Raw genomic sequence first — 25,024 nt, 5'->3', positions numbered from 1 at the left:
GCGCTCACCGTCACCTTCACGCGGCTTGAACGGATGGCGTTCGCCATCCTCACGCGGCCCAAACGAGCGACGTTCACCACCTTCATCACGACGCGGGAATCGGCGCTCACCGTCACCTTCACGCGGTTTGAACGGACGACGCTCGCCATCCTCACGCGGCCCAAACGAGCGACGCTCACCACCTTCATCACGACGCGGGAATCGGCGTTCACCATCGCCTTCACGCGGCTTGAACGGACGACGTTCGCCATCTTCACGCGGCCCAAACGAGCGACGCTCACCACCTTCATCACGACGCGGGAATCGGCGTTCACCGTCACCTTCACGCGGCTTGAACGGACGGCGCTCTCCATCCTCACGCGGCCCAAACGAGCGACGTTCACCACCTTCATCGCGACGCGGGAATCGGCGCTCACCGTCGCCTTCACGCGGCTTGAACGGACGGCGCTCGCCATCTTCACGCGGGCCAAACGAGCGACGCTCACCACCTTCATCGCGACGCGGGAAACGGCGCTCACCGTCACCTTCGCGGGGCTTGAACGGACGACGCTCGCCATCCTCACGCGGCCCAAACGAACGGCGCTCACCACCGCCTTCGCGCGACTGGAACGGACGGCGTTCACCGCCATCCTCGCGCGGGCGGAACGGGCGACGTTCGCCGCCATCGCGTTCGCGCGACATCGGCTTGCCGGCTGCGGGCTTCGCACCCGCCGGACGTCCTTGCCCTTGCGGCCGCCCTTCAGCAGGCCGCGCCTCCGCCGGCCGCACGGGCTTGCGCGCGGTCGTGGTGCCGCGTCGGACGGGGGAGCGTTCCGGCGTGGCCGGGCGCGGGTGTTTGGCTGTGAGTTTGGCTCGCATGATTCAGGTAATTCGCTTTGACTTTCACACTGCTATCGCGCGCAGCAGTTCGGTTTCGACACGGATCTGCAGACGGTTATCGGAAAGCCCCGAGCCGTCCAGCAGGAATACGTCTTCGACGCGCTCGCCGAGCGTATTGATCCGCGCCGCATGGACGCCGACCCGGTGCTCGGCCAGCACGCGCGCGATCGAATAAAGAAGGCCCGGCCGGTCGTTCGCCGACACGGACAGGATGTAGTACTGGCCGCGTTCGTCGGCCCGCAGGTCGACGCGCGGCGTCACCGGGAAGGTGCGCGACAGTCGCGAAAGCCGTCCTTTCGACGGCTCCGGCAACACGTGGCTTTCGGCCGCGAGACGCTCGGCGAGTTCCTGTTCGACCAGGTTCGCGATGTCGCGGTAATGCACGTCGCCCTCGGTATGGGCGACGATAAAGTTGTCGAGCGCGTAGCCGTGGCGCGTCGTGCTCACGCGCGCGTCGAGCACGGACAGGCCGCTGCGGTCGAAGTACGCGCACATCGTCGCGAACAGATCGGGACGATCCTTTGCGTAGACGAGCACCTGCAGCGCTTCGCCGATCGGCGACGGGCGCGCGCGCACGACGGGCGAGGGCGTTTCCACATGGCGATAGAGCACACGCGTCTGCCACGCGATATCGGCGGCATCGTGGCGCAGGAAGTAGCCGACATCGAGCTTGTCCCACAGCGCGCGGTGCGCGTGTTCGGGCACGGTTTCGAGGCGCAGCAGCGCGAGCGCCAGTTCCTGGCGCGTCTTGAGTTCCGAATGCGTATCGGGGCGCGCGCCGCCGAGCACGGCCAGCGTCGAGCGATATAGATCCTCGAGCAGCTTGCCCTTCCAGTTGTTCCAGACCTTCGGGCTGGTGCCGCGAATATCGGCCACGGTCAGCAGATAAAGCGCTGAGAGACGCCGCTCGGTGCCGACCATATCGGCGAAACGCTTGACCACTTCGGGGTCGCTCGTGTCCTGCTTCTGCGCGACCTGGCTCATGGTCAGATGCTGCTGGACCAGCCAGACGATCAGGTCGGCATCTTCGGTGTCGATGCCGTGCTCGCGGCAAAAACGCCGCGCGTCGGCCATGCCGAGTTGCGAGTGATCGCCGCCGCGCCCCTTGGCGATATCGTGGAAAAGCGCCGCCACGTAGAGCACCCACGGGCGCTCGAAATTGGCGATCAGCTGGCTGCAGAACGGATACTCGTGCGCGTGTTCCGCCACCGCGAAGCGGCGGATATTGCGCAGCACCATCAGGATGTGCTGATCGACCGTGTAGACGTGATAGAGGTCATGCTGCATCTGCCCGACGATGCGCCGGAAGTTCAGCAGGTAGCGTCCCAGCACGCTCGTCTGGTTCATCAGCCGCATCGCATGCGTGATACCGGCCGGCTGCCTGAGGATCTCCATGAAGAGACGCCGGTTTTCGGGGTCGCGGCGCCAGTGCAGATCCATCTTGTCGCGCGCGTTGTAGAGCGCCCGCATGGTGCGCGCCGACAGCCCCTTCACGCCAGGCACCTGCTCATACAGCAGGAAGGCTTCGAGAATCGTGTGCGGTTCGCGCTCGAACACATCGTCGGTCACGATTTCGATCATGCCCTGTTTTTCGACGAAGTGGTCCGAGAGCGTGCGAGTGATGCCGCTCGTGCTCGGGAACAGTTGCGCTTCGATGTTCTGGATCAGGATGCTGGCGAGCTGGGTGACCGCTTTGGCCGCCCAGTAATAGCGCCGCATCAGCTGTTCGCTGGCGCGCCGCGCGGTGCTGGCCTTGAAGCCGAAGCTCTCCGCCACGGGCGTCTGCAAATCGAACACGAGAATGTCCTGGCGGCGCCCGGCAATCACGTGCAGGCGCGCGCGCAGCGCCTTGAGGAACGACTCGTTGCGGCGCAACTCGCGCGCTTCGCGCGTGGTGATCAGGCCGCGTTGATCGAGTTCTTTCCAGCTGCTGCCGAAGGCTGCCGCTTCCGTGATCCAGATGATCAGTTGCAGATCGCGCAGGCCGCCGGGACTTTCCTTGACGTTCGGTTCCAGCGAATAGGGCGTGTCCTGAAAGCGCGCGTGGCGCTGGCGCATTTCCAGCACCTTCGCCTGGAAGAAGCTGCGCGGGTCCATGGCGTCGCGATAGCGCTGGGCGAAGTCGCCGAACAGCGTCGTGCTGCCGGTGATGCGGCGCGCTTCGAGCAGCGAAGTGCGCACGGTCACGTCGTTGGCCGCTTCTTCGAGACACTGCGAAACGCTGCGCACGCTGCTGCCGATTTCCAGACCCAGATCCCAGGCCAGGCCGATAAAGCGCTCGATGCGCGCTTCCAGCGGTTCGAGTGCTTCGTCGTCGGGGAGCAGGACGAGGATATCGACGTCAGAGAACGGCGCCAGTTCGCCCCGGCCGAAGCCGCCGACAGCCACGAGCGCGAGCGAAGCCGGCAATTCGCAGAGCGCCCACGCGCTGCGCAGCGTCTCGTCCGTGGTGCGGGCGAGGGCGTGCATCAGCGAATCGACATTGGACGCGCTTTTGAAGCGTTCGAGCAACTGGGCCTTGGCGGCCTTGTAGTCGGACTTCAGCGACGACGTATCGGGTGCGGCGACGGCGAGAACGCTCATGGGTCAGGGTGTGGTGGCGCGGTTGGAAAGGCTGGGCCTTGCGTTCCTGGCGGCCGTTGGCCGGGCCGTTCGGGTTGGGGTGCCGCTTTCTGGCGGTACGCGAGGCGGCGTCCCGCCTGCCTCTTGCCCGCTTCATGCATCAGTGATGCCGGTGTTGCCTTGCTGGCTTTGCGCGTGTGGCGCAAGCCCTGCTACGCCGCCCCGGTAAAGGTCAACTGGATCGACGCAGTTGGCCGGGCGGTTGGAGATGCTACCGATAAGGCCGATCAGGCCGTCGCGCCCGCTGCCTGTGCAACGATCGCCGGCTTGGCAGGCGTGCCCGCCGAAACCGTCAGCACTTCGTAGCCGGTTTCGGTGACGAGTACCGTGTGCTCCCACTGCGCCGACAGGCTGCGGTCCTTGGTCTTGACGGTCCACTGATCCGGCATCGTGCGGATGTCGCGGCGGCCGGCGTTGATCATCGGCTCGATGGTGAAGATCATGCCCGGCTGCAGTTCCACGCCCGTGCCGGCGCGGCCGTAGTGGAGCACCTGCGGCTCGTCGTGGAACACCGTGCCGATGCCGTGACCGCAATATTCGCGCACCACGCTATAACCTTGTGCTTCCGCATAACGCTGGATGGCATGGCCGATGTCGCCCAGATGGCCGCCCGGACGCACCTGATCGATGCCGAGCCACATGCATTCGTACGTGGTCTGCACGAGGCGCTTCGCAAGGATCGAACCTTCGCCGACGATAAACATGCGGCTCGTATCGCCGAAATAGCCATCCTTGATCACCGTGACGTCGATATTGAGCGTGTCGCCGTTCTTCAGCGCCTTGTCGCCCGGAATACCGTGACAGATCACATCGTTGATCGAGGTGCAGATTGCCTTCGGGTAGGGCGGGTAGCCGGGCGGCTGATAGTTCAGCGGCGCGGGCACCGTGCCTTGCACGTTGGTCATGTATTCGTGACAGAGCCGGTCGATTTCGCCGGTCGTGACGCCCGCCACTACGAAGGGCGTAATGTAGTCGAGCACCTCGCTCGCCAGCCGGCAGGCGACGCGCATTTGCGCGATGTCGTGTTCGTTCTTGATCGAAATGGCCATGGTGTGCGCCCGAAAATGCAGTCGAATATCGAATTATCGCACCTTATCCCCATGGTCGCTGGCTTTTGAGAATGGGCGAAACCATTTCACGAGGGTAATAGCCGTCTTGAGGCGTGCACAGTTTGCGTGCTATACTCTTCGGCTAAGTCGCTCCCGTCTCGTTCAAAAGAGCGGTTCTGGTGAGGGATTGTGCCTGATGTCGCCACAGGCAATAAATAAAGGGCGGCAAGTAGTAAATAGACGTAAAGCAAATTTGAAATCGCAAGCCGGTCGCACCCAGGGTGTCGGGCGTGCCAGTCCCAAAAGCAGGGCGGTGCACCGATACGGCAACCGGCTTCAGACCCAAACCCTAGCGGAGAATTGAAACATGGCAGTTACCATGCGCCAAATGCTGGAAGCAGGTGTCCACTTCGGTCACCAGACGCGCTTCTGGAACCCGAAGATGGCCCCCTTCATTTTCGGTCATCGCAACAAGATTCACATCATCAACCTCGAAAAGACGCTGCCGATGTACAACGACGCACTGAAGTATGTGCGTCAGCTGGCATCGAACCGTGGCACGATCCTGTTCGTCGGCACGAAGCGTCAATCGCGTGACACGATCGCTGAAGAGGCAAGCCGCGCTGGTATGCCGTTCGTGAACGCGCGCTGGCTCGGCGGTATGATGACCAACTTCAAGACGCTGAAGGTTTCGATCAAGCGCCTGAAGGACATGGAAGCGGCTGTTGAGGCAGGCGAACTCGAAAAGATGAGCAAGAAGGAAGCGCTCCTGTTCGAACGCGAAATCGCCAAGCTGCAAAAGTCGATCGGCGGCGTGAAGGACATGGGCGGCATTCCGGACGCAATCTTCGTGGTTGACGTCGGCTACCACAAGATCGCTGTGACGGAAGCCAACAAGCTGGGCATCCCCGTTATCGCTGTGGTCGACACGAACCACTCGCCGGAAGGCATCGACTACGTCATCCCGGGTAACGACGACGCCAGCAAGGCAGTCGCCCTGTACACGCAAGGCGTGGCAGACGCGATCCTCGAAGGCCGTGCTAACTCGGTGAACGAAGTGGTTGCAGCCGCTCGCGGCAACGAAGGCGACGACGAGTTCGTCGAGGTCAACCCGGAGGCGTAAGCTGCCCCCGTGTCCGGCAAGAAAAGGGGGCTTTCCATAGGCCCCTTTTTTTTAAGCCGTGGCATTCGACGCCGCGTCATATGGGCGGCACCGTAGTCCTGTAGAAGCAGCTGTAAAAAAGCGTTTCAACACGGGCAAAAACGGAAACGAATTCCTGCCGGTTGCATCGAACCCTGCGACCGGCGCGTACCAGACAGACTCAAGGAGCGAATGATGGCGGCAATTACCGCAAGCATGGTGGCAGAACTGCGCGCGAAGACCGATGCGCCGATGATGGAATGCAAGAAGGCGCTGACGGAAGCCGACGGCGACCTGGCACGCGCTGAAGAACTCCTGCGCGTCAAGCTCGGCAACAAGGCGAGCAAGGCTGCATCGCGCGTTACGGCTGAAGGCGTGATCGCTTCGTTCATCGGTGCCAACGCTGGCGCCGTGGTCGAACTGAACTGCGAAACCGACTTCGTCGCGAAGAACGACGACTTCCTCGCATTCGCGAACACGGTGGCCGAACTGGTCGCTACGCAAAACCCGGCTGACGTCGCCGCTCTGTCGGCTCTGCCGCTGGAAGGCTCGACGGTCGACGCAGTGCGTCTGGCCCTGGTCGGCAAGATCGGCGAAAACGTTTCGATCCGTCGCTTCGCGCGCTTCGAAACCGCCAACAAGCTGGCTGCGTACCTGCACGGCACGCGTATCGGCGTGCTGGTCGAGTACACGGGCGCTGAAGAGCAGGTCGGCAAGGACGTGGCGATGCACATCGCTGCAATGAAGCCGGTTTCGCTGTCGTCGGACGACGTGCCGGCCGAGCTGATCGCCAAGGAGCGCAGCATCGCTGAGCAGAAGGCTGCTGAATCGGGCAAGCCGGCTGAAATCGTCGCCAAGATGGTTGACGGTTCGGTCCAGAAGTACCTGAAGGAAGTCTCGCTGCTGAACCAGCCGTTCGTTAAGAACGACAAGCAGACGATCGAACAGATGCTGAAGGCTGCTAACAGCTCGGTGCAGAAGTTCGCGCTGTTCGTCGTTGGCGAAGGCATCGAAAAGCGTCAAGACGACTTCGCAGCTGAAGTGGCCGCGCAAGTCGCTGCTGCAAAGCAGCAATAAAGGCCGCGCAAGCCTTTAAGCTTCACGCTTCAAAGCAGTCAAAGCTTTATCGCAGTACCGTAGCAAGCCGCGGTGGGGTTTCTCCGCCGCGGTGGGCAGCGTAGCGACGCCCGAGTAGCGCGCCAGGCATGGCGGCCATCCGCCGTGCCCGGTGTCGCAAATCTTCGCTATTTCTGGTGGCGCTTGCCCCAAGCAGTATTTCACCCCTACAGTTTCAAGTTATTGCCCTGTTAGTGCCTTTTGCGCGCGATCCTGGATACCTCCATGCCCACACCCGCCTATAAACGCGTCCTGCTCAAACTTTCCGGCGAAGCCCTGATGGGCGATGATGCCTTCGGCATCAATCGCGCCACGATCGAACGTATGGTGGCAGACGTGGCCGAGGTCGTGCGTCTGGGCACCCAGCTCGCCGTCGTGATCGGCGGCGGCAATATTTTCCGCGGCGTCGCGGGCGGCGCAGCCGGTATGGACCGCGCCACCGCCGACTACATGGGTATGCTCGCGACCATGATGAATGCGCTCGCGCTGCAGGACGCCATGCGTCACGCCGGCATCGAAGCGCGTGTGCAGTCCGCGCTGCGTATGGACCAGGTGGTCGAGCCGTACATCCGCCCCCGCGCGATCCGTCAACTCGAAGAAGGCAAGGTCGTGATTTTCGCGGCCGGCACGGGCAACCCGTTCTTCACGACCGACACCGCCGCTGCCCTGCGTGGCGCGGAAGTGGGCGCTGAAGTCGTGCTCAAGGCCACCAAGGTCGACGGCGTGTACTCGGCCGATCCCAAGAAGGACCCGATGGCCACGCGCTACTCGACGATCAGCTTCGACGAGGCAATCGGCCGCAATCTGCAGGTCATGGACGCCACGGCTTTCGCGCTGTGCCGCGACCAGAAGCTGCCTATCCGTGTTTTTTCGATCGTCAAGCCGGGTGCGCTCAAGCGCATCATTCAAGGCGAAGACGAAGGCACGCTCGTCCACGTGTAAACTCTCGTCTCACGCGAGATCGATCTCGGGCCGCGCCGCCCTCTATGCGCGCTGGCGGGCCCGTACCGTAATGAAGGTTCGGAGGTATCAAAATGGCTGTGGCTGACATCAAGAAGGGCGCTGAGCAGAAAATGCAGCGCTCGATCGAAGCGTTCAAGGGCGACCTGGCGAAGATCCGCACGGGCCGCGCACACACCGGTCTGCTCGACCACATTCAGGTCGACTACTACGGTTCGCCGGTGCCCATTTCGCAAGTCGCGAACATGACGCTCGTCGACGCGCGCACGATCGGCGTTCAGGCCTGGGAAAAGAAGATGGTCCCGGTCATCGAAAAGGCGATCCGCGACTCGGAACTCGGTCTGAACCCGGCAACGCACGGCGATCTGATCCGCGTGCCGATGCCCGCACTGACCGAAGAGCGCCGCAAGGAACTCACGAAGGTCGTCAAGAACGAAGGCGAAACGGCCAAGGTTGCCGTGCGTAACCTGCGTCGCGACGCCAACGAACAGCTCAAGAAGCTGGTCAAGGACAAGGAAATCTCGGAAGACGACGAGCGCCGCGGCAGCGACGACGTCCAGAAGCTGACGGACCGCTTCGTGACCGAGATCGACAAGCTCGTCCAGACGAAGGAAGCCGAAATCATGACGGTCTGAGGCCGCAAGGCTTTCAGTCCCGCCAGGGTTTCTCTTTCCTTATTGCAGTTTTAGTCCGACGGCCATGACCTATACCAGCTCAACTGTTCACGTGCCCGACGTGGCGGCAGTACCGCGCCACATCGCGATCATCATGGACGGCAACGGCCGTTGGGCAACGCAGCGCCGTCTGCCGCGCGTCGCAGGCCATACGCGTGGCGTCGATGCCGTGCGTTCGGTCGTCGAGGCCTGTGTCGCGCGCGGCGTCGAATTCGTCACTTTGTTCGCTTTCAGTTCCGAGAACTGGCGGCGTCCCACCGACGAAGTCTCTTTCCTGATGCGTCTGTTCGTCACCGCGCTCGAGCGCGAAGTGGCGCGCCTGCACGCGAACGGCATTCGCCTGCGCGTGGTCGGCGATCTGTCGATGTTCAACGAACGCATCCAGGACCTGATTCGCCGCGCGGAAACCAAGACCGCGCGCAATACCCGCCTCACGCTGACCATCGCCGCCAACTACGGCGGACGCTGGGACATCATGCAGGCCACCCGCAAGCTCGTCGAAGCTTCGGTGGCGGCAGGCGAGGCGGTGCCGGTGACCGAAGACACGGTCAGCCAGTATCTCGCGATGAACTACGCGCCGGAGCCGGATCTGTTCATCCGCACGGGCGGAGAACAGCGCGTGAGCAATTTCCTGCTGTGGCAGCTCGCCTACGCAGAATTCTATTTCACCGACACGTATTGGCCGGACTTCGATGCCGACGCGCTCAACCGCGCCATCGCGTCCTACTCCGATCGTGAACGCCGCTTCGGCCGCACCAGCGCCCAGGTCGTTACCCAATCCCAGAACGCCGACTCGCTTTCATGCTAAAGACCCGTGTCATCACGGCGATCGTCCTGCTGGCCGTCCTTCTGCCGGTCACGCTGTTCGCGCCGATGGCCGCCTTTGGCGCGCTGATCGGTCTCGTGGTGGTGTTCGCCGCGTGGGAATGGGCTCGCCTGCTCAAGGCCGGCAAGGCAGGTTCGATCGTCTACGCGGCCATCGCCGCCGTTATCGTTGCCGCTAGCACGCGCCTTGAATCGGCGCGTCCGCTCTATCAGGCCGCGGGCATTTTCTGGCTCGTCGCCGGGCCTTATGTGCTGGTGCGCAAGCCCGTGCTGGCCGCCGGCGCCTGGCGCGCGTTCCTGCTGGCGGCCGGCTTCGTCCTCTTTGCCGCCTGCTGGCACGCGCTGGTCGGCGCGCGCGCGATCGGCGTGGGTTTCGTGCTCTCGCTGCTGCTCGTGGTCTGGCTGGCCGATATCGGCGCATACTTCTCTGGCAAGGCATTCGGCAAGCATAAACTGGCGCCCTCGATCAGCCCCGGCAAGACCTGGGAAGGCGCGGTGGGCGGCTGGGCCGCCGTGATGATCGTGTCGGTCGCCGCGCTCGTGCTGCATGCCTTCGAGCCGACCCTGTATTCCGCGCTGGCTGCCCAGTTGGGTGTCGGCCGTGCGCTTTTCGTGCTTACCGTGCTGGTCGCGTTCAGCGTGATCGGCGATCTGTTCGAGTCGATGCTCAAGCGCCAGGCTGGCGTGAAGGATTCGAGCGGGCTTCTGCCGGGTCACGGCGGGGTGCTCGACCGCATCGACGCGCTGTTGCCGGTACTGCCGCTTGCCATGCTGTTGCTCGGCTAACGGTGTCCGGCTAGAGAATTGAATATGCAAAAACGACTTACATTGCTCGGTTCCACGGGCTCGATCGGAGACAGCACGCTTGACGTGGTCGCACGTCATCCGGATCGCTTCTCGGTCTACGCGCTCACCGCGCACCGCAACGGCGACAAACTCGTCGACCAATGTCTGCGCTTTGCGCCCGAAGTAGCCGTGGTCGGCGATGCCGCAACGGCCCAGGCAGTCGAAAGCAAGCTGCGCGCGGCCGGTTCGAAGACTGTCGTGACCTTCGGCCCGCAGGCGCTCATCGACGTCTCGAAAAGCGACGGCTGCGATACGGTGGTGGCGGCCATCGTCGGCGCGGCGGGTCTGGAGCCGTCGCTTGCGGCGGCGAAAGCCGGCAAGCGCATCCTGCTCGCGAACAAGGAAGCGCTCGTGATGTCGGGCGACATCTTCATGGACACGGTGCGTGACAGCGGCGCGGTGCTGCTGCCGCTCGACAGCGAGCACAACGCCGTGTTCCAGTGCATGCCGCACGACGGCAAGCACGGTGGCGTGACCAAGATCATTCTGACTGCGTCGGGCGGCCCGTTCCGCACGCGCGAGCCGTCCACGCTCGTGGACGTGACGCCGGAGCAGGCCTGCAAGCACCCGAACTGGTCGATGGGCCGCAAGATTTCGGTCGATTCCGCCACGATGATGAACAAGGGCCTCGAAGTGATCGAGGCGCATTACCTGTTCGATCTGCCGGGCGATCGCATCGACGTGCTGATCCACCCGCAAAGCGTGATCCACTCGATGGTCTCGTACGCGGACGGTTCGGTGCTCGCGCAACTGGGCAACCCCGACATGCGCACGCCGATCGCCCATGCGATGGCCTACCCGGATCGTATCGATTCGGGCGTCGCGCAGCTCGATCTCGCACAAGTTGCCACGCTCAATTTCGAGAAGCCGGATTACGAACGCTTCCCGTGTCTCGCGCTGGCGATGAAGGCCCTGGCCGAAGGCGGCGTGGCGAGCGCAACGCTGAACGCGGCGAACGAAGTCGCCGTGGAAGCGTTCCTCAACCGCCGTATCGGTTTCATGGCGATTGCGCAGACCGTCGACGCCGTGCTCAACGCGCTGCAAAACCGCAGCGCCACGAGCCTCGAAGTCGTGCTCGAAGCCGACGCCGCCGCGCGCCGCGCGGCACACAAGATCATCGACAGCCTGCCGGTGCCGGCTTAAGACCTTTCAGGGCTGTGCCCGGAGCGTCTGTGTCACTCGCAGGCGTCCGGGCGTAACAAGAGGGTCCGCGCGGATTCCTCGGCCCGCAAGCAAGGCTCCCCCGCACTGGCGCGCTGCTTCCCGCACAGGAGGCGCATATGAATCTGCTCACCGAACTGGTGGCTTTCGTCGTGGCGATCGGCATTCTTGTCGTCGTCCACGAATATGGACACTACAGTGTCGCGCGCTTGTGCGGCGTCAAGGTTCTGCGATTTTCCATCGGCTTTGGTCGACCGCTCTTGCAGTGGGTCAGCAAAAAGACCGGCACCGAATGGACGATCTCAGCGCTGCCGCTCGGCGGCTACGTCAAGATGCTCGACGAGCGCGAGTACGCGGATCGCACCGATGCCGCCGCAGCCATTTCCCCCGAAGATCTCCCGCATGCCTTCAACCGGCAGTCGGTCGGCAAGCGCATTGCCATCGTCGCCGCGGGCCCGATCGCCAATTTCATTCTCGCCATCGTGCTGTTCGCGGTGGTCTACGCGAGCGGTGTGACCGAGCCTGCCGCTGTCGTGGCCGCGCCGCAGGCGCAGTCTGTCGCGGCGCGCGCGGGCTTCCAGGGCGGCGAAACCGTGCTGTCCGTGAGCGCGGCCAACGGCAATGGCATGGAGCCGGTGCGCTCCTGGGCCGATCTGCGCTGGAAGCTGCTTTCCGCGGCCTTCGATCATCGTCATGTGGTGCTGGCTGCGCGCAACAGCAACGGCACGTCCGATTACGCGGTCGATCTCTCGCGTCTGGAGAGCAAGGATCTCGACGACGATTTCATGTCGAAGATCGGCTTCGAACCGGGCGGCGGCACGCTGCGCATCGCGGGCGTGGAGCCCGATAGCGCGGCTCAGCACGCTGGACTGGAGAAGGGCGACCGCCTGCGCGCGATCGATGGCCGACCCGTTGATAGCGCAAGCACTTTCATCGCTTACGTGAAGGCTCACGCGGGCAAGCCGGTGTCGCTCGACATCGTGCGGGGCGGCGAGGCTTCGACGGCATCGCATGGTTCGAGCAACGGTCAGCCGATGACGATCGCCGTGACGCCGGCGATCCAGCGCGACGACGAAACCGGCGCGGAAGTCGGCCGTATCGGTGCGGCGCTTGCCGCGCAGGGGCCGTCGGTGGAAGTGCGTTACGGGCCGCTGGAAAGCGCGCGCATGGGCGCGTATCGCACGTGGGATATCGGTCTGTATTCGCTGCGGATGTTCGGCCGCATGATCACGGGCGAGGCTTCGCTGAAGAATCTTTCGGGCCCCGTGACGATTGCTGACTATGCCGGAAAGAGCGCCAGACTCGGGCCTTCAGCTTTCCTTTCCTTTCTCGCCCTTGTCAGTATTAGCCTTGGCGTACTCAACCTGCTCCCAATTCCGGTATTGGACGGGGGGCATCTGTTATATTATGCGGTTGAAGCCGTAACGGGCAAAGCCGTCTCGGATCGCTGGCAGATGGTTCTGCAGCGAGCGGGTCTTGCCTGCATCGTCGCGCTGTCGGCGATCGCGTTGTTCAACGATCTGGCTCGGTTAATCCATTTCTAAAGAAATCTGGCGGCGTCCGAGGGTGGGCCGCCTGATCTGATGCAGCTATACACACTGGGGAAGCACGTTGTTTAGACCTCATCGCTTGGTTCCAAAAACAGTTGCGGCTGCGGCGCTTGCCGCACAAGGTCTCGTTGCTCATGCCGCAACGACGCCTTTCGTGGTTCAGGACATCCGCATCGAAGGACTGCAACGCGTAGAGCCGGGCACGGTCTTCGCGTACCTGCCGATCAAGCAGGGCGATACGTTCACCGACGACAAGGCCTCTGAAGCCATCCGCGCATTGTATGCGACCGGCTTCTTCAACGACGTGCGCATCGCCACCGAAGGTGGCGTAGTCGTCGTGCAGGTGCAGGAGCGTCCGGCGATCGGCACCATCGATTTCGCCGGCATCCACGAGTTCGACAAGGACAACCTCACGAAGGCGCTGCGCGCAGTCGGTCTTTCGCAAGGCCGCTACTACGACAAGGCGCTGGTCGACAAGGCCGAGCAGGAGCTCAAGCGTCAGTACCTGACGCGCGGTTTCTACGCCGCCGAAGTCACGACCACCGTCACGCCGATCGACCGCAACCGCGTCGGTCTGCTGTTCTCGGTCGTCGAAGGTCCGAGCGCGAAGATCCGCCAGATCAACTTCATCGGCAACAAGACGTACAGCACGGGCACGCTGCTCAGCGAAATGCAGCTGTCCACGCCGAACTGGTTCTCGTGGTACACGAAGAACGACCTCTACTCGAAGGAAAAGCTCACGGGCGACCTCGAGAACGTGCGCTCGTACTACCTGAATCACGGCTACCTCGAGTTCAACATCGACTCGACGCAGGTCTCGATCTCGCCCGACAAGAAGGACATGTACCTGACGATCGGGCTGCATGAAGGCGAGCCGTACAAGATCTCGGGCATCCATCTCGCCGGCAATCTGCTGGACCGCGAGGCGGAGCTCAACAAGCTGGTCAAGATCAAGGCGGGCGATCGCTTCTCGGCTGAAAAGCTGCAGGCTGCGACCAAGGCCATCGTCGACAAGCTCGGCGAATACGGCTATGCGTTCGCAACCGTGAATGCGCTGCCGCAGATCAACCAGGCCAATCACACGGTCGACCTCACGCTGCAGGTCGATCCGAGTCGCCGCGTCTACGTGCGCCGCATCAACGTGGTGGGCAACACCCGCACGCGCGACGAAGTCGTGCGCCGCGAAATGCGCCAGCTCGAAAGCTCGTGGTTCGATTCGAGCCGTCTCGCGCTGTCGAAGGACCGTATCAACCGTCTGGGCTACTTCACCGACGTCGACGTGACCACGGTGCCCGTGGAAGGCACGGCCGACCAGGTGGACGTGGACGTCAAGGTGGCCGAAAAGCCGACCGGCGCCATCACGCTGGGCGCGGGCTTCTCGTCGACCGACAAGGTGGTTCTCTCGGCAGGCGTCTCGCAGGACAACGTGTTCGGTTCGGGCACGTCGCTGTCGGTGAACGTCAACACCGCGAAGTCGTACCGTACGCTGGCTGTCACGCAGGTCGATCCGTACTTCACTGTGGACGGCATCAAGCGCATTACCGACGTCTACTACCGTACGTATCAGCCGCTGTACTACTCGACCGATTCGAGCTTCAAGATCATCACGGCAGGCGGCGACCTGAAGTTCGGCATTCCGTTCTCGGAAGTCGACACCGTGTTCTTCGGTATCGGTTTCGAACAGGACCGTCTGGACGTCGACGATGCAACGCCGCAGGCCTACAAGGACTACGTCGATGCATTCGGCCGCGTGTCGAACAACGTGCCGCTGACGATCGGCTGGTCGCGCGACGCACGTGACAGCGCGCTCATTCCGAGCCGCGGTTACTTCCTCCAGGCCAATGCCGAATACGGCACGCCGGCGGGCTCGACCCAGTACTACAAGACCGATGTGCAGGCACAGTACTATTACTCGTTTGCTCGCGGCTTCGTGCTGGGCCTGAACTTCCAGGCGGGCTACGGTAATGGTCTGGGCGGCAAGCCGTACCCGATCTTCAAGAACTACTACGCCGGCGGTATCGGTTCGGTGCGGGGTTATGAACCGAGCTCGCTGGGTCCGCGCGACAAGACGACGAACGACCCGATCGGCGGCTCGAAGATGGTGGTCGGCAACATCGAACTCACGTTCCCGCTGCCGGGCACGGGCTACGACCGCACGCTGCGCGTCTTCACCTTCCTCGACGGTGGTAACGTCTGGGGCGACGAAGGCACCAGCATCGGTTCGAACGGTCTGCGTTACGCCTACGGTGTCGGTCTTGCGTGGATTTCGCCGATCGGCCCGCTCAAGCTGAGCCTGGGCTTCCCGGTCACGAAGCACGAAGGCGACCAGTACCAGAAGTTCCAGTTCCAGATCGGTACGGCATTCTGACGGTACGCGCGGAACAGGCATTTACAGAAACGAGAGGATAACTTTGCTAACGGGTATGTTTTCCAGGCGGACGATCGGGGCCATGACGCTGTCGCTGGCGATGCTCGCTTTCGGCACGGGCGCGGCCCATGCACAGGAAGCGAAAATCGCGGCGGTCAACTCCGACCGCATCCTGCGCGAATCCGCCCCCGCGAAGTCTGCGCAGACCAAGCTCGAAGCCGAGTTCGCGAAGCGCGACAAGGATCTGCAGGACATGGCGCAGCGTCTGAAAACGATGTCGGACTCGCTCGACAAGAGCGGTCCGAGCCTGTCGGTGGCCGATCGCGCGCAGAAGCAGCGCGATCTGTCGCAACTCGACAGCGATTTTCAGCGCAAGCAGCGCGAGTTCCGCGAAGATCTGAACCAGCGCCGCAACGAAGAACTCGCGGCGGTGCTCGATCGCGCGAACAAGGTCATCAAGCAGATCGCCGAGCAGCAGCATTACGATCTGATCGTGCAGGAAGCGGTGTATGTGAGCCCGCGCATCGACATCACCGATCAGGTGCTGAAGGCGCTGGCTTCCGGCGCCACTGGCAGCAACAGCAACTAAGGCAGGAGCAGCACGCGCATGGCATTTACGCTTGAGGCAATCGCCGGGCAGTTCGGCGGCGAAGTGGTGGGCGATGCGACGCAACGCGTCGGTTCGCTCGCGCCGCTCGACCAGGCGGGTCCGCAGCAACTGGCTTTCCTCGCCAACCCGAAATATCTCTCGCAGGTCGAAACGACCCGCGCGGGTGCGGTCCTCATCAGCCCGGACGATCTGGCGAAACTCGCATCGCGCGAAGGTCGCAACTTCATCGTCACACCTAATCCGTATGCTTACTTCGCGCGCGTCGCGCAGGCGTTCATCGACCTGGCCGCGCCGAAGGTGCAGCCGGGCGTGCACCCGAGCGCACACGTCGACGCAACGGCCAAGGTAGCGGCAAGCGCCGTGATCGGCCCGAACGTGGTCGTGGAAGCGGGCGCGGTGATCGGCGAGAACGTGCGTCTGGACGCCAACGTCGTGATCGGCCGCGGCACGCAGGTGGGCGAGAACTCGCACTTCTATCCAGGCGTGACCGTCTACTACGGCTGCAAGATCGGCGCGCGCGCCATCGTGCACGCGGGTGCGGTGATCGGCTCGGACGGTTTTGGTTTTGCCCCCGATTTCACGGGGCAGGGCGATGCGCGCACGGGCACGTGGGTCAAGATTCCGCAAGTCGGCGGCGTGTCGATCGGGCCCGATGTCGAAATCGGCGCGAACACCACGATCGATCGCGGCGCAATGGCCGACACGATCATCGAGGAGTGCGTGAAGATCGATAACCAGGTGCAGATCGGCCATAACTGCCGCATCGGTGCCTACACGGTGATCGCGGGCTGCGCGGGCATCGCGGGCAGCACCACGGTCGGCAAGCACTGCATGATCGGCGGCGCGGTCGGCATCGCGGGTCACGTCACGCTGGGCGACTACGTGATCGTCACGGCGAAGTCGGGCGTGTCGAAGTCGCTGCCGAAGGCCGGCATCTACACCAGCGCGTTTCCGGCCGTCGAGCACGGCGACTGGAACAAGAGCGCCGCGCTGCTGCGCAATATCGACAAGCTGCGCGATCGCATCCGGGCGCTCGAAGCCGCCGCCGCGGAAAAATCGCAAGGCGACGCATAAGCATCGCACCACACGTATAAGGGGCCTGGCGCCGCGGCTGTCGCGCTGCATGCCAGGCCGAGCCCCGGCGATGGGTGCCAGACCGCGCGTCTGGCGCGCATAGCCCGGGGGAATCCGCATGCACGAAGTCGCGCGCGTGGCGCATACTGCGCCTGGGCGCGAACCGCAGGGGTACGTCTGGCCGGCACGGCTACCGTCGGGCAGGGACAGGCGCTTCGGGCAACGCAATCGAAAGTGACACGCAATTCCCGCGTGAGCAGAAACACCATGAACATCGAAAAAATCAACTTCGACATCCACAAGATTCTCACGTTGCTGCCGCACCGTTATCCGTTCCTGATGGTGGACCGGGTCCTCGAGCTCGAGCCGCACAAGAGCATCAAGGCGTTGAAGAATGTGACGGTCAACGAGCCCTTTTTCACGGGCCACTTCCCGCAGCGTCCGGTCATGCCGGGCGTGATGATCCTCGAAGCGCTGGCCCAGACCGCCGCGCTGCTCACTTTCTCGGAAGAAGAGCAGGATTTTGCAAACACGCTGTACTACTTCGTCGGTATCGACGGCGCGCGTTTCAAGCGCGTGGTCGAGCCGGGCGACCAGCTCATCCTGAACGTGACGTTCGAGCGCTACATGCGCGGTATCTGGAAGTTCAAGGCGCAAGCCGACGTGGACGGCGTGGTCGCCTGCGAGGCGGAACTCATGTGCACCGTCAAGAAAATGGACGCGGCGCAGTAAGCTGCGCCGTCGTTTGCCGCAGGGCGCCTGGCGGCGCCCCGGCATGACAACAGAATCGGAGAGCATGACGAATGAGCAGGATCCATCCCACTGCGATCGTCGAGCCAGGCGCGCAAGTCGATGAATCGGTCGAGATCGGCCCCTACGCGGTAATCGGTGCGAATGTCACCATTGGCGCGCGCACCCAGGTCGGTTCGCATAGCGTGCTGGAAGGCCACACGACGATCGGCGAAGACAATTCGATCGGCCATTACGCCTCGATCGGCGGCCGCCCGCAGGACATGAAGTACCGCGGCGAGCCCACGAAGCTCGTGATCGGCAATCGCAACACGATTCGCGAATTCACGACGCTGCACACGGGCACGGTGCAGGACACCGGCATCACGTCGATCGGCGACGACTGCTGGATCATGGCCTACGTGCACGTGGGTCACGATTGCCGTCTGGGCAACAACATCATCATGTCGAGCAACGCGCAGCTGGCCGGCCACGTATTCGTGGACGATCACGCGATTGTCGGCGGCATGACGGGCGTGCACCAGTTCGTGCGCATCGGCGCGCATGCGATGGTGGGCGGCGCTTCGGCGCTCGTGCAGGACGTGCCGCCGTTCGTGATCGCAGCCGGCAACAAGGCTGTGCCGCACGGTATCAACGTCGAAGGTCTGCGCCGCCGCGGTTTCTCGCCGGACGCAATCTCGGCGCTGCGCGCGGCATATCGCACGCTGTACAAGAACAGCCTGTCGCTCGAAGAGGCGAAGGTTCAGCTCGCCGACCTCGCCCAGGCGGGCGGTGACGGCGATGTGCACGTGAAGGCGCTGCTCAGCTTCGTCGAGCAGTCGCAGCGCGGCATCATCCGCTAAACGATGGCGTTGCAAACCCATCCGTTGCGCCTCGCAATGGTCGCCGGCGAACCGTCCGGCGACCTGCTCGCATCGTCGTTGCTCAAGGGGCTGGTCAGCAAGCTGCCGGATACTGCGCAGTACTACGGAATCGGCGGCCCGCGCATGCAGGCCGTTGGTTTCGATGCGCACTGGCCGATGGACAAGCTCACGGTGCGCGGCTACGTCGAGGCGCTCAGCCATATTCCCGAAATCCTGCGCATTCGCCGCGAGCTCAAGCATCAACTGCTTGCGGAACCGCCTGATGTTTTCATCGGCGTCGATGCGCCCGATTTCAACTTCGGTCTCGAACAGCCGCTGCGCGAAGCCGGGATTCCCACGATCCATTTCGTCTGCCCGTCGATCTGGGCGTGGCGAGGCGGGCGCATCAAGAAGATCCAGAAGTCCGTGGATCACATGCTCTGCGTTTTCCCGTTCGAAACGGCGATCCTGGAGAAGGCCGGCGTGGCCGCGTCCTACGTGGGCCATCCGCTCGCCGACGATATCCCGCTCGAACCGGACGTACCCGGCGCGCGCCTTGCGCTCGGTCTGCCCGATGGCGGTCCGATCATCGCGGTGCTGCCGGGCAGCCGTCGCTCCGAGATCAACCTGATCGGCCCGACTTTCTTCGACGCGATGCAGATCATGCAGCAGCGCGAGCCGGGTCTGCGTTTCGTGATGCCGGCGGCCACGCCTGCGATCCACGCGCAGTTGCAGGAACTGGCGAGCCAGCATCAGGGCCTGGCGCTCACGATCGTCGATGGTCAGTCGCAACTGGCGATGACGGCCGCCGACGCGATCCTCGTGAAGAGCGGCACGGTCACGCTGGAAGCGGCGCTGCTCAAGAAGCCGATGGTCATCTCGTACAAGGTGCCCTGGCTGACGGGGCAGATCATGCGCCGTCAGGGCTATCTGCCTTATGTCGGTCTGCCGAATATTCTTGCCGGGCGTTTCGTGGTGCCGGAAATCCTCCAGCATTTCGCCACGCCTGAAGCGCTCGCCGACGCCACGCTCACGCAGTTGCACGACGAGGCGAACCGGCGCACCCTGACCGAAGTGTTTACGCAGATGCACCATGCGCTGCGCCAGAACACGGCGGAGCGCGCGGCCGAAGTGGTGGCGCGCGTGGTGGAAAGCCGCAAGGGGCGGGCATGAGCGACGCGCCGGTTAAAAGTGCCAGGAAGGTGACGGCAAAAGCGGCAGCAAAGCCGAAAGCGCCGTCGCAGGCCGCACAAAAGCGCGCGCTGCGTCTGCAACTCGCGGAGCAGGCCGGTCTGCTGTTCGAATCGCCCGACGACATCATCTGTGGCGTGGACGAAGCCGGGCGCGGCCCGCTCGCCGGTCCCGTGGTGGCGGCGGCTGTGATTCTCGATCCGGCGCGGCCGATCGAAGGACTCGACGATTCGAAGGCGCTCACCGCAAAGTCGCGCGATGCGCTTTACGACCTGATCGTCGAACGCGCGCTTGCCTGGTGTGTCGCAGAAGCGAGCGTCGAGGAAATCGACACGCTCAACATCCTGCACGCGACCATGCTGGCGATGCGCCGCGCGGTCGAAGGTCTGAGCGTGACGCCTACGCTTGCCAAGATCGACGGTAATCGCTGCCCGGTGCTGCCGGTGCGCAGCGAAGCGGTGATCGGCGGCGATGCGATTGTGCCGGCGATTTCGGCGGCATCGATCATCGCAAAAGTCACGCGCGATCGCATGCTGGTCGATCTGCACGCGTCGTTTCCCGCCTACGGTTTTAACGTACACGCGGGCTACGGCACGCCGCAGCATCTGGCGGCGTTGCGTACGCATGGTCCGTGCGAGCATCATCGGCGTTCGTTCGCGCCGGTGCGCGAGGCTTTCGAGTTGCACGGTGTCGTTGTAACGAGTTAAGCCGGCCGATGCGCTCGCCGAACTTATCCGGCGCCGCCTCGTGCGGCGCCGTTTTCCTTTTTATTGATCCTTTTCTGAATCGCCAGGCCCGCCCGTGAAAGCCATTACCTCGCGCGACAATCCGCTCTACAAGCGCCTGAAGGCGCTGGCCGGCTCGACGCATCAACAGCGGCGCGCCCATCAGGCCCTGCTCGAAGGGTTCCATCTTGCCAGCGCCTGGCTCGATGGCGGCTCGCAGCCCGAATACTGCGTCGTCACCGAAGGTGCGCTCGAGCACGAAGAGGCGCGCGACATCGTTGCGCGCGTCGACGAGCGCCGCGTGATTACGCTGCCCGATGCGCTGTTCGGCCAGTTGTCGAACGTCGTGCACGGCGCGGGCATGTTGCTGCTCGTGGATATGCCGGAAGCAACATTGCCGCAGCGCGTCGAATCGACCTGTCTGGTGCTCGACGGTTTGCAGGATGCAGGCAATGTCGGCTCGATCCTGCGCAGCGCAGCGGCGGCCGGCATCGAGCGGGTGTTCTGCACGCCTGGCACCGCTTACGCATGGTCGTCCAAGGTGCTGCGCTCGGCGATGGGCGCGCATTTTCTGCTGCAGGTCTACGAGAACGTCGAACCGCAGACGCTGATCGACATGCTGGCCGTGCCGGTCGTGATCACCGATTCGCATGGCGCGAAGGCCATCGACGAAACGGATCTGACGGGGCAGGTCGCGTGGGTGTTCGGCAACGAAGGCGCGGGCGTTTCCCAGGTGTGGCGCGATGCGGCGGCGCTACGCGTGACGATTCCGCAGCCCGGCGGCATGGAGTCGCTGAACGTGGCGGCGGCCGCGGCCGTCTGCGTGTTCGAGCAGTGCCGGCAGCAGCGTCGCGCACGCTGACGTTCGAGCGCGCGCAAAAGCAAAAAAGGCCTGCAAATGCAGGCCTTTTTGTTGCGCATCGTGAATCAGTACGACGGTTTATCGATGCGGATTTCCTGAAGAATCGTCGTGGCGATTTCCTCGATCGACTTGTGCGTCGACGAGAGCCACTTGATACCTTCGCGGCGCATCATCGCTTCGGCTTCGTTCACTTCGTAGCGGCAATTTTCCAGCGCTGCGTACTTGCTGCCCGGCCGGCGTTCGTTGCGGATTTCCGTCAGGCGCTGCGGATCGATCGACAGCCCGAAAATCTTCGAGCGGTGCGGCAGCAGCGAATTCGGCATCTTGCCGCGTTCGAAATCGTCGGGGATCAGCGGATAGTTGGCCGCCTTCACGCCGTACTGCATGGCCAGATAGAGGCTGGTCGGCGTCTTGCCGCTGCGCGACACGCCCACGAGGATCACATCGGCATCGGCGAGATTGCGGTCGGATTGACCGTCGTCATGCGCGAGCGAGAAGTTGATCGCCTCGATACGGTTCTTGTATTCGTCCGTGTCCGCGTTCTGGTGGCCGCGGCCCATCGCGTGGCTCGACTTGAGCTCCAGTTCCTGTTCGAGCGGTTCCACGAAGGTCTGGAACATGTCGAGCACGAGCGCGTTGGCGCGCTTGACGATCTCGTTCGAGCTGCTGTCCACCAGCGTCGTGAAGACGATCGGACGACGGCCTTCCTGTACGGCGGCTTCGTTGATCTTTTCGGCGGTCGCATACGCCTTGTCGCTCGAGTCCACGAAGGGCACGCGCACGAGGCGGAATTTCTGGTCGAACTGCGACAGGATCGAATGCGCGAACGTTTCGGCAGTGATCCCGGTACCGTCGGAGACGATAAATACGGTAGGCGGCATCGATTGAGGCTAGGTACGTGAGCTGCTGGTGCGCTCGGGACGGGCGGAAAAAGCCCGGGAAGCGCTAGGGCGACCGCTGTGGGACGATTCCGAGGCGCGTTTCTCTTTGGCTGACTCTTCGAATGGCATTTTCGGGAGTCGGCACGGTAGAATAGCGGCAACCTGTTGGATAAGCAATTGCAGTGCAACCGCGCCAAACCGCAGTCCATCGTGGCTCAAACTGGCGTCAACTTGCAGCGAATGTGTATAACTTCCTGCAATCTTGCGCATCTTCCTGCTTTTCCTCAAGCCGGCTCCAGCCCTTTGGCGCCACGGCGATTGCTTCTCCAACAGGTTGCGCAAGACGCGAAATCGCCCCCAATGGGTGACTCGCGTTCGAGCCCACTTGCGCAGCCGTGAATTTTTTTCACACTTAGGGGCTTGTATGACTAACACCGTTGCCAAGGATCAGGCTTATGTAGTGCCTTTCGAGCAGTTGCGGATGACCGACGTTGAGATCGTGGGCGGCAAGAACGCCTCGCTCGGCGAAATGATCAGCCAGTTGGCTGAGGCTGGCGTGCGAGTCCCCACGGGTTTCGCTACGACTGCGCTCGCCTTCCGCGACTTCCTGAAACATAACAACCTGACCGAACGGATCGCCGCTCGCCTGGAAACGCTCGACGTCGACGACGTCAAGGCGCTGGCCGAAGCGGGCAAGGAAATCCGTCAGTGGATCATCGACGCGCCGCTGCAAGCTCAACTCGAAGCGGAAATCCGCACGGGTTTCGAAACGCTGCAGGCTGGCTCGCCGGGCGAGCTGTCGTTTGCCGTGCGTTCGTCGGCAACGGCGGAAGATCTGCCTGACGCGTCGTTCGCCGGTCAACAGGAAAGCTACCTGAACGTGGTGGGCGTCGAGGATGTGCTCGACCGTCTCAAGCACGTGTTCGCGTCGCTCTACAACGACCGCGCTATCTCGTATCGCGTCCACAAGGGCTTCACTCACGCTGAAGTCGCGCTGTCGGCTGGCGTGCAGCGCATGGTCCGTTCGGACCGCGGCGCAGCAGGCGTGATGTTCACGCTGGACACGGAATCGGGCTTCAAGGACGCGGTGTTCATCACGTCGAGCTACGGCCTCGGTGAGACCGTGGTGCAGGGCGCCGTGAACCCGGACGAGTTCTACGTCTTCAAGACCACGCTCGCACAAGGCAAGGCACCGATCATCCGCCGCTCGATCGGCTCGAAGCTGATCAAGATGGAATTCACGCAGCCGGGCGAACCGGGCCGTGTGAAGACGGTCGACGTCTCGCACGAACAGCGCAACCGCTTCTCGATCACCGACGAAGACGTGATCGAGCTGGCCAAGTACGCCGTCATCATCGAAAAGCACTACCAGCGTCCGATGGACATCGAGTGGGGCAAGGACGGTCTCGACGGCAAGATCTTCATTCTCCAGGCGCGTCCTGAGACGGTGAAGAGCCAGGCAGCGGGCAAGGTCGAGCAACGCTTCAAGCTCAAGGGTCAGTCGCAGGTGCTGGCAACGGGCCGTGCAATTGGCCAGAAGATCGGCGCGGGCCGCGTGAAGGTGATTCACGATCCGTCCGAAATGGAACGCGTGCAGCCGGGCGACGTGCTGGTCGCCGACATGACCGACCCGAACTGGGAGCCGGTGATGAAGCGCGCCGCGGCAATCGTGACGAATCGTGGCGGCCGTACCTGCCACGCGGCGATTATCGCGCGTGAGCTGGGCGTGCCGGCGGTCGTTGGCTGCGGCGACGCAACCGACGTGCTGAAGGACGGCGCGCTGGTGACGGTGTCGTGCGCGGAAGGCGACGAAGGCCGCATTTATGACGGTCTGCTGGAAACCGAAGTCAGCGAAGTCCAGCGTGGCGAGCTGCCGGCGATTCCGGTCAAGATCATGATGAACGTCGGTAACCCGCAACTCGCGTTCGACTTCTCGCAACTGCCGAACGCAGGTGTGGGTCTCGCGCGTCTCGAGTTCATCATCAACAACAACATCGGCGTTCACCCGAAGGCGATCCTCGAGTACCCGAACATCGACGCGGACCTGAAGAAGGCCGTCGAGAGCGTCGCGCGCGGTCACGCATCGCCGCGTGCGTTCTACGTCGACAAGCTGACGGAAGGCATCGCTACGATTGCTGCGGCGTTCTATCCGAAGCCCGTCATCGTGCGTATGTCGGACTTCAAGTCGAACGAGTACAAGAAGCTGATCGGCGGTTCGCGCTACGAGCCGGACGAAGAAAACCCGATGCTGGGTTTCCGCGGCGCATCGCGTTACATCGCCGAAGACTTCGCGCAAGCGTTCGAAATGGAGTGCCTGGCGCTCAAGCGCGTGCGTGAAGAGATGGGCCTCTCGAACGTCGAGATCATGGTGCCGTTCGTGCGTACGCTGAAGCAGGCGGAACGCGTGGTGGGTCTGCTCGAGAAGTTCGGCCTCAAGCGCGGCGAAAACGGCCTGCGCCTGATCATGATGTGCGAAGTGCCGACCAACGCGATTCTCGCCGAAGAGTTCCTGCAGTACTTCGACGGTTTCTCGATCGGTTCGAACGACCTGACGCAGCTCACGCTCGGCCTCGACCGGGACTCGGGTATGGAACTGCTGGCCGCCGACTTCGACGAACGCGATCCGGCCGTCAAGTTCCTGCTCAAGCGCGCGATCGAAACCTGCCGCCGCCTGAACAAGTACGTCGGTATCTGCGGTCAGGGTCCTTCGGATCACCCGGACTTCGCCGAGTGGCTGGCGGAAGAAGGCATCGCTTCGATCTCGCTGAACCCGGACACGGTTGTCGAAACGTGGCAGGCACTCGCGAAGGCGCAGGCGAAGTAATGCGGTAACGCTCACTGACGGCACGAGCCGTCCCGCCGCGCGCGAAGCTTGATGCAGCTTGCATTTCGCTTTCG

At 63.2% G+C, this 25,024-nt stretch carries 21 protein-coding genes; 18 read left to right on the top strand and 3 right to left on the bottom strand.

What is annotated here, in order from left to right; genetic code table 11:
- Positions 1-879 (top strand): hypothetical protein (locus U5A67_RS38515; RefSeq protein WP_321959813.1); only part of this gene is annotated, 879 nt, incomplete at its 5' end.
- A gap of 3 nt (positions 880-882) precedes the next feature.
- On the opposite strand, the gene U5A67_RS38510 is transcribed toward U5A67_RS38515, so the two are convergent.
- Together U5A67_RS38510 and map are read right to left on the bottom strand one after the other, a co-directional pair.
- Entirely contained in the window at positions 883-3,462 is a 2,580-nt protein-coding gene (locus U5A67_RS38510; RefSeq protein ID WP_205981745.1) for a [protein-PII] uridylyltransferase, read from the bottom strand.
- A 266-nt stretch (positions 3,463-3,728) separates the two neighbouring features.
- Positions 3,729-4,550, bottom strand: coding sequence for a type I methionyl aminopeptidase (gene map, locus U5A67_RS38505; RefSeq protein ID WP_205981744.1), 822 nt, complete (start codon positions 4,548-4,550; stop codon positions 3,729-3,731).
- A gap of 367 nt (positions 4,551-4,917) precedes the next feature.
- On the opposite strand from map, the gene rpsB reads away from it, so the two are divergent.
- From rpsB to U5A67_RS38425, 16 genes are all read left to right on the top strand, one after another.
- Positions 4,918-5,673 (top strand): 30S ribosomal protein S2, encoded by a 756-nt coding sequence (gene rpsB, locus U5A67_RS38500; protein ID WP_205981743.1) that lies wholly within the window; start codon positions 4,918-4,920, stop codon positions 5,671-5,673.
- A gap of 213 nt (positions 5,674-5,886) precedes the next feature.
- Positions 5,887-6,768 carry a translation elongation factor Ts gene (gene tsf, locus U5A67_RS38495; RefSeq protein WP_205981742.1) on the top strand — a complete coding sequence of 294 codons (882 nt, stop codon included), beginning with the start codon at positions 5,887-5,889 and terminating at the stop codon, positions 6,766-6,768.
- 264 nt (positions 6,769-7,032) lie between these two features.
- Positions 7,033-7,749, top strand: a complete 717-nt coding sequence (pyrH, locus tag U5A67_RS38490) for a UMP kinase (RefSeq protein ID WP_321814472.1) — start codon at positions 7,033-7,035, stop codon at positions 7,747-7,749.
- Positions 7,750-7,841: 92 nt separating this feature from the next.
- Positions 7,842-8,402 carry a ribosome recycling factor gene (gene frr / locus U5A67_RS38485; RefSeq protein WP_205981741.1) on the top strand — a complete coding sequence of 187 codons (561 nt, stop codon included), beginning with the start codon at positions 7,842-7,844 and terminating at the stop codon, positions 8,400-8,402.
- Positions 8,403-8,466: 64 nt separating this feature from the next.
- The gene (gene uppS, locus U5A67_RS38480) at positions 8,467-9,249 is read left to right on the top strand and encodes a polyprenyl diphosphate synthase (RefSeq protein WP_205981740.1); all 783 of its coding nucleotides are present in this window, start codon (positions 8,467-8,469) and stop codon (positions 9,247-9,249) included.
- Positions 9,243-10,052: a phosphatidate cytidylyltransferase gene (locus tag U5A67_RS38475; protein ID WP_205981739.1), complete on the top strand. Its 810-nt coding sequence runs from the start codon at positions 9,243-9,245 to the stop codon at positions 10,050-10,052. Before uppS ends, U5A67_RS38475 begins: the two co-directional genes overlap by 7 nt.
- A 24-nt stretch (positions 10,053-10,076) precedes the next feature.
- Positions 10,077-11,255, top strand: coding sequence for a 1-deoxy-D-xylulose-5-phosphate reductoisomerase (locus tag U5A67_RS38470; protein WP_205981738.1), 1,179 nt, complete (start codon positions 10,077-10,079; stop codon positions 11,253-11,255).
- 137 nt (positions 11,256-11,392) lie between these two features.
- Positions 11,393-12,817: an RIP metalloprotease RseP gene (gene rseP / locus U5A67_RS38465; protein ID WP_321814471.1), complete on the top strand. Its 1,425-nt coding sequence runs from the start codon at positions 11,393-11,395 to the stop codon at positions 12,815-12,817.
- Between the two features lie 67 nt (positions 12,818-12,884).
- Positions 12,885-15,191: an outer membrane protein assembly factor BamA gene (gene bamA, locus U5A67_RS38460; protein ID WP_205981736.1), complete on the top strand. Its 2,307-nt coding sequence runs from the start codon at positions 12,885-12,887 to the stop codon at positions 15,189-15,191.
- A gap of 43 nt (positions 15,192-15,234) precedes the next feature.
- Positions 15,235-15,780 (top strand): OmpH family outer membrane protein, encoded by a 546-nt coding sequence (locus tag U5A67_RS38455; RefSeq protein WP_205981735.1) that lies wholly within the window; start codon positions 15,235-15,237, stop codon positions 15,778-15,780.
- 18 nt (positions 15,781-15,798) lie between these two features.
- Positions 15,799-16,875 (top strand): UDP-3-O-(3-hydroxymyristoyl)glucosamine N-acyltransferase, encoded by a 1,077-nt coding sequence (gene lpxD / locus U5A67_RS38450; RefSeq protein ID WP_205981734.1) that lies wholly within the window; start codon positions 15,799-15,801, stop codon positions 16,873-16,875.
- A gap of 267 nt (positions 16,876-17,142) precedes the next feature.
- Entirely contained in the window at positions 17,143-17,607 is a 465-nt protein-coding gene (fabZ, locus tag U5A67_RS38445; protein ID WP_205981733.1) for a 3-hydroxyacyl-ACP dehydratase FabZ, read from the top strand.
- 71 nt (positions 17,608-17,678) lie between these two features.
- Positions 17,679-18,467, top strand: coding sequence for an acyl-ACP--UDP-N-acetylglucosamine O-acyltransferase (gene lpxA, locus U5A67_RS38440; protein ID WP_205981732.1), 789 nt, complete (start codon positions 17,679-17,681; stop codon positions 18,465-18,467).
- A 3-nt stretch (positions 18,468-18,470) separates the two neighbouring features.
- Positions 18,471-19,640 (top strand): lipid-A-disaccharide synthase, encoded by a 1,170-nt coding sequence (gene lpxB, locus U5A67_RS38435; RefSeq protein WP_321814470.1) that lies wholly within the window; start codon positions 18,471-18,473, stop codon positions 19,638-19,640.
- Positions 19,637-20,365, top strand: coding sequence for a ribonuclease HII (gene rnhB / locus U5A67_RS38430; protein ID WP_415768273.1), 729 nt, complete (start codon positions 19,637-19,639; stop codon positions 20,363-20,365). Before lpxB ends, rnhB begins: the two co-directional genes overlap by 4 nt.
- 94 nt (positions 20,366-20,459) lie before the next feature.
- On the top strand, positions 20,460-21,245 hold the full coding sequence (locus tag U5A67_RS38425) for an RNA methyltransferase (protein WP_321814469.1): 786 nt from the start codon (positions 20,460-20,462) through the stop codon (positions 21,243-21,245).
- A 65-nt stretch (positions 21,246-21,310) separates the two neighbouring features.
- On the opposite strand, the gene U5A67_RS38420 is transcribed toward U5A67_RS38425, so the two are convergent.
- Positions 21,311-22,126 (bottom strand): pyruvate, water dikinase regulatory protein, encoded by an 816-nt coding sequence (locus U5A67_RS38420; protein ID WP_205981728.1) that lies wholly within the window; start codon positions 22,124-22,126, stop codon positions 21,311-21,313.
- Between the two features lie 424 nt (positions 22,127-22,550).
- Here U5A67_RS38420 and ppsA point away from each other — a divergent pair, with 424 nt between their 5' ends.
- On the top strand, positions 22,551-24,950 hold the full coding sequence (ppsA, locus tag U5A67_RS38415; protein ID WP_321814468.1) for a phosphoenolpyruvate synthase: 2,400 nt from the start codon (positions 22,551-22,553) through the stop codon (positions 24,948-24,950).
- Positions 24,951-25,024: the final 74 nt, after the last annotated feature.

The sequence above is a fragment of the Paraburkholderia sp. J69-1 genome (assembly GCF_905220255.1).
Taxonomy (GTDB): Bacteria; Pseudomonadota; Gammaproteobacteria; order Burkholderiales; family Burkholderiaceae; genus Paraburkholderia.
Note: the sequence above shows the minus strand (reverse complement) of the source record. Positions and strands in the feature narration are given on the sequence as shown.

Coding starts and splice junctions, on each gene's coding strand:
- U5A67_RS38510 (WP_205981745.1), bottom strand. CDS start 3,462: ATGAGCGTTCTCGCCGTCGCCGCACCCGATACGTCGTCGCTGAAGTCC.
- map (WP_205981744.1), bottom strand. CDS start 4,550: ATGGCCATTTCGATCAAGAACGAACACGACATCGCGCAAATGCGCGTC.
- rpsB (WP_205981743.1), top strand. CDS start 4,918: ATGGCAGTTACCATGCGCCAAATGCTGGAAGCAGGTGTCCACTTCGGT.
- tsf (WP_205981742.1), top strand. CDS start 5,887: ATGGCGGCAATTACCGCAAGCATGGTGGCAGAACTGCGCGCGAAGACC.
- pyrH (WP_321814472.1), top strand. CDS start 7,033: ATGCCCACACCCGCCTATAAACGCGTCCTGCTCAAACTTTCCGGCGAA.
- frr (WP_205981741.1), top strand. CDS start 7,842: ATGGCTGTGGCTGACATCAAGAAGGGCGCTGAGCAGAAAATGCAGCGC.
- uppS (WP_205981740.1), top strand. CDS start 8,467: ATGACCTATACCAGCTCAACTGTTCACGTGCCCGACGTGGCGGCAGTA.
- U5A67_RS38475 (WP_205981739.1), top strand. CDS start 9,243: ATGCTAAAGACCCGTGTCATCACGGCGATCGTCCTGCTGGCCGTCCTT.
- U5A67_RS38470 (WP_205981738.1), top strand. CDS start 10,077: ATGCAAAAACGACTTACATTGCTCGGTTCCACGGGCTCGATCGGAGAC.
- rseP (WP_321814471.1), top strand. CDS start 11,393: ATGAATCTGCTCACCGAACTGGTGGCTTTCGTCGTGGCGATCGGCATT.
- lpxD (WP_205981734.1), top strand. CDS start 15,799: ATGGCATTTACGCTTGAGGCAATCGCCGGGCAGTTCGGCGGCGAAGTG.
- fabZ (WP_205981733.1), top strand. CDS start 17,143: ATGAACATCGAAAAAATCAACTTCGACATCCACAAGATTCTCACGTTG.
- lpxA (WP_205981732.1), top strand. CDS start 17,679: ATGAGCAGGATCCATCCCACTGCGATCGTCGAGCCAGGCGCGCAAGTC.
- lpxB (WP_321814470.1), top strand. CDS start 18,471: ATGGCGTTGCAAACCCATCCGTTGCGCCTCGCAATGGTCGCCGGCGAA.
- rnhB (WP_415768273.1), top strand. CDS start 19,637: ATGAGCGACGCGCCGGTTAAAAGTGCCAGGAAGGTGACGGCAAAAGCG.
- U5A67_RS38420 (WP_205981728.1), bottom strand. CDS start 22,126: ATGCCGCCTACCGTATTTATCGTCTCCGACGGTACCGGGATCACTGCC.
- ppsA (WP_321814468.1), top strand. CDS start 22,551: ATGACTAACACCGTTGCCAAGGATCAGGCTTATGTAGTGCCTTTCGAG.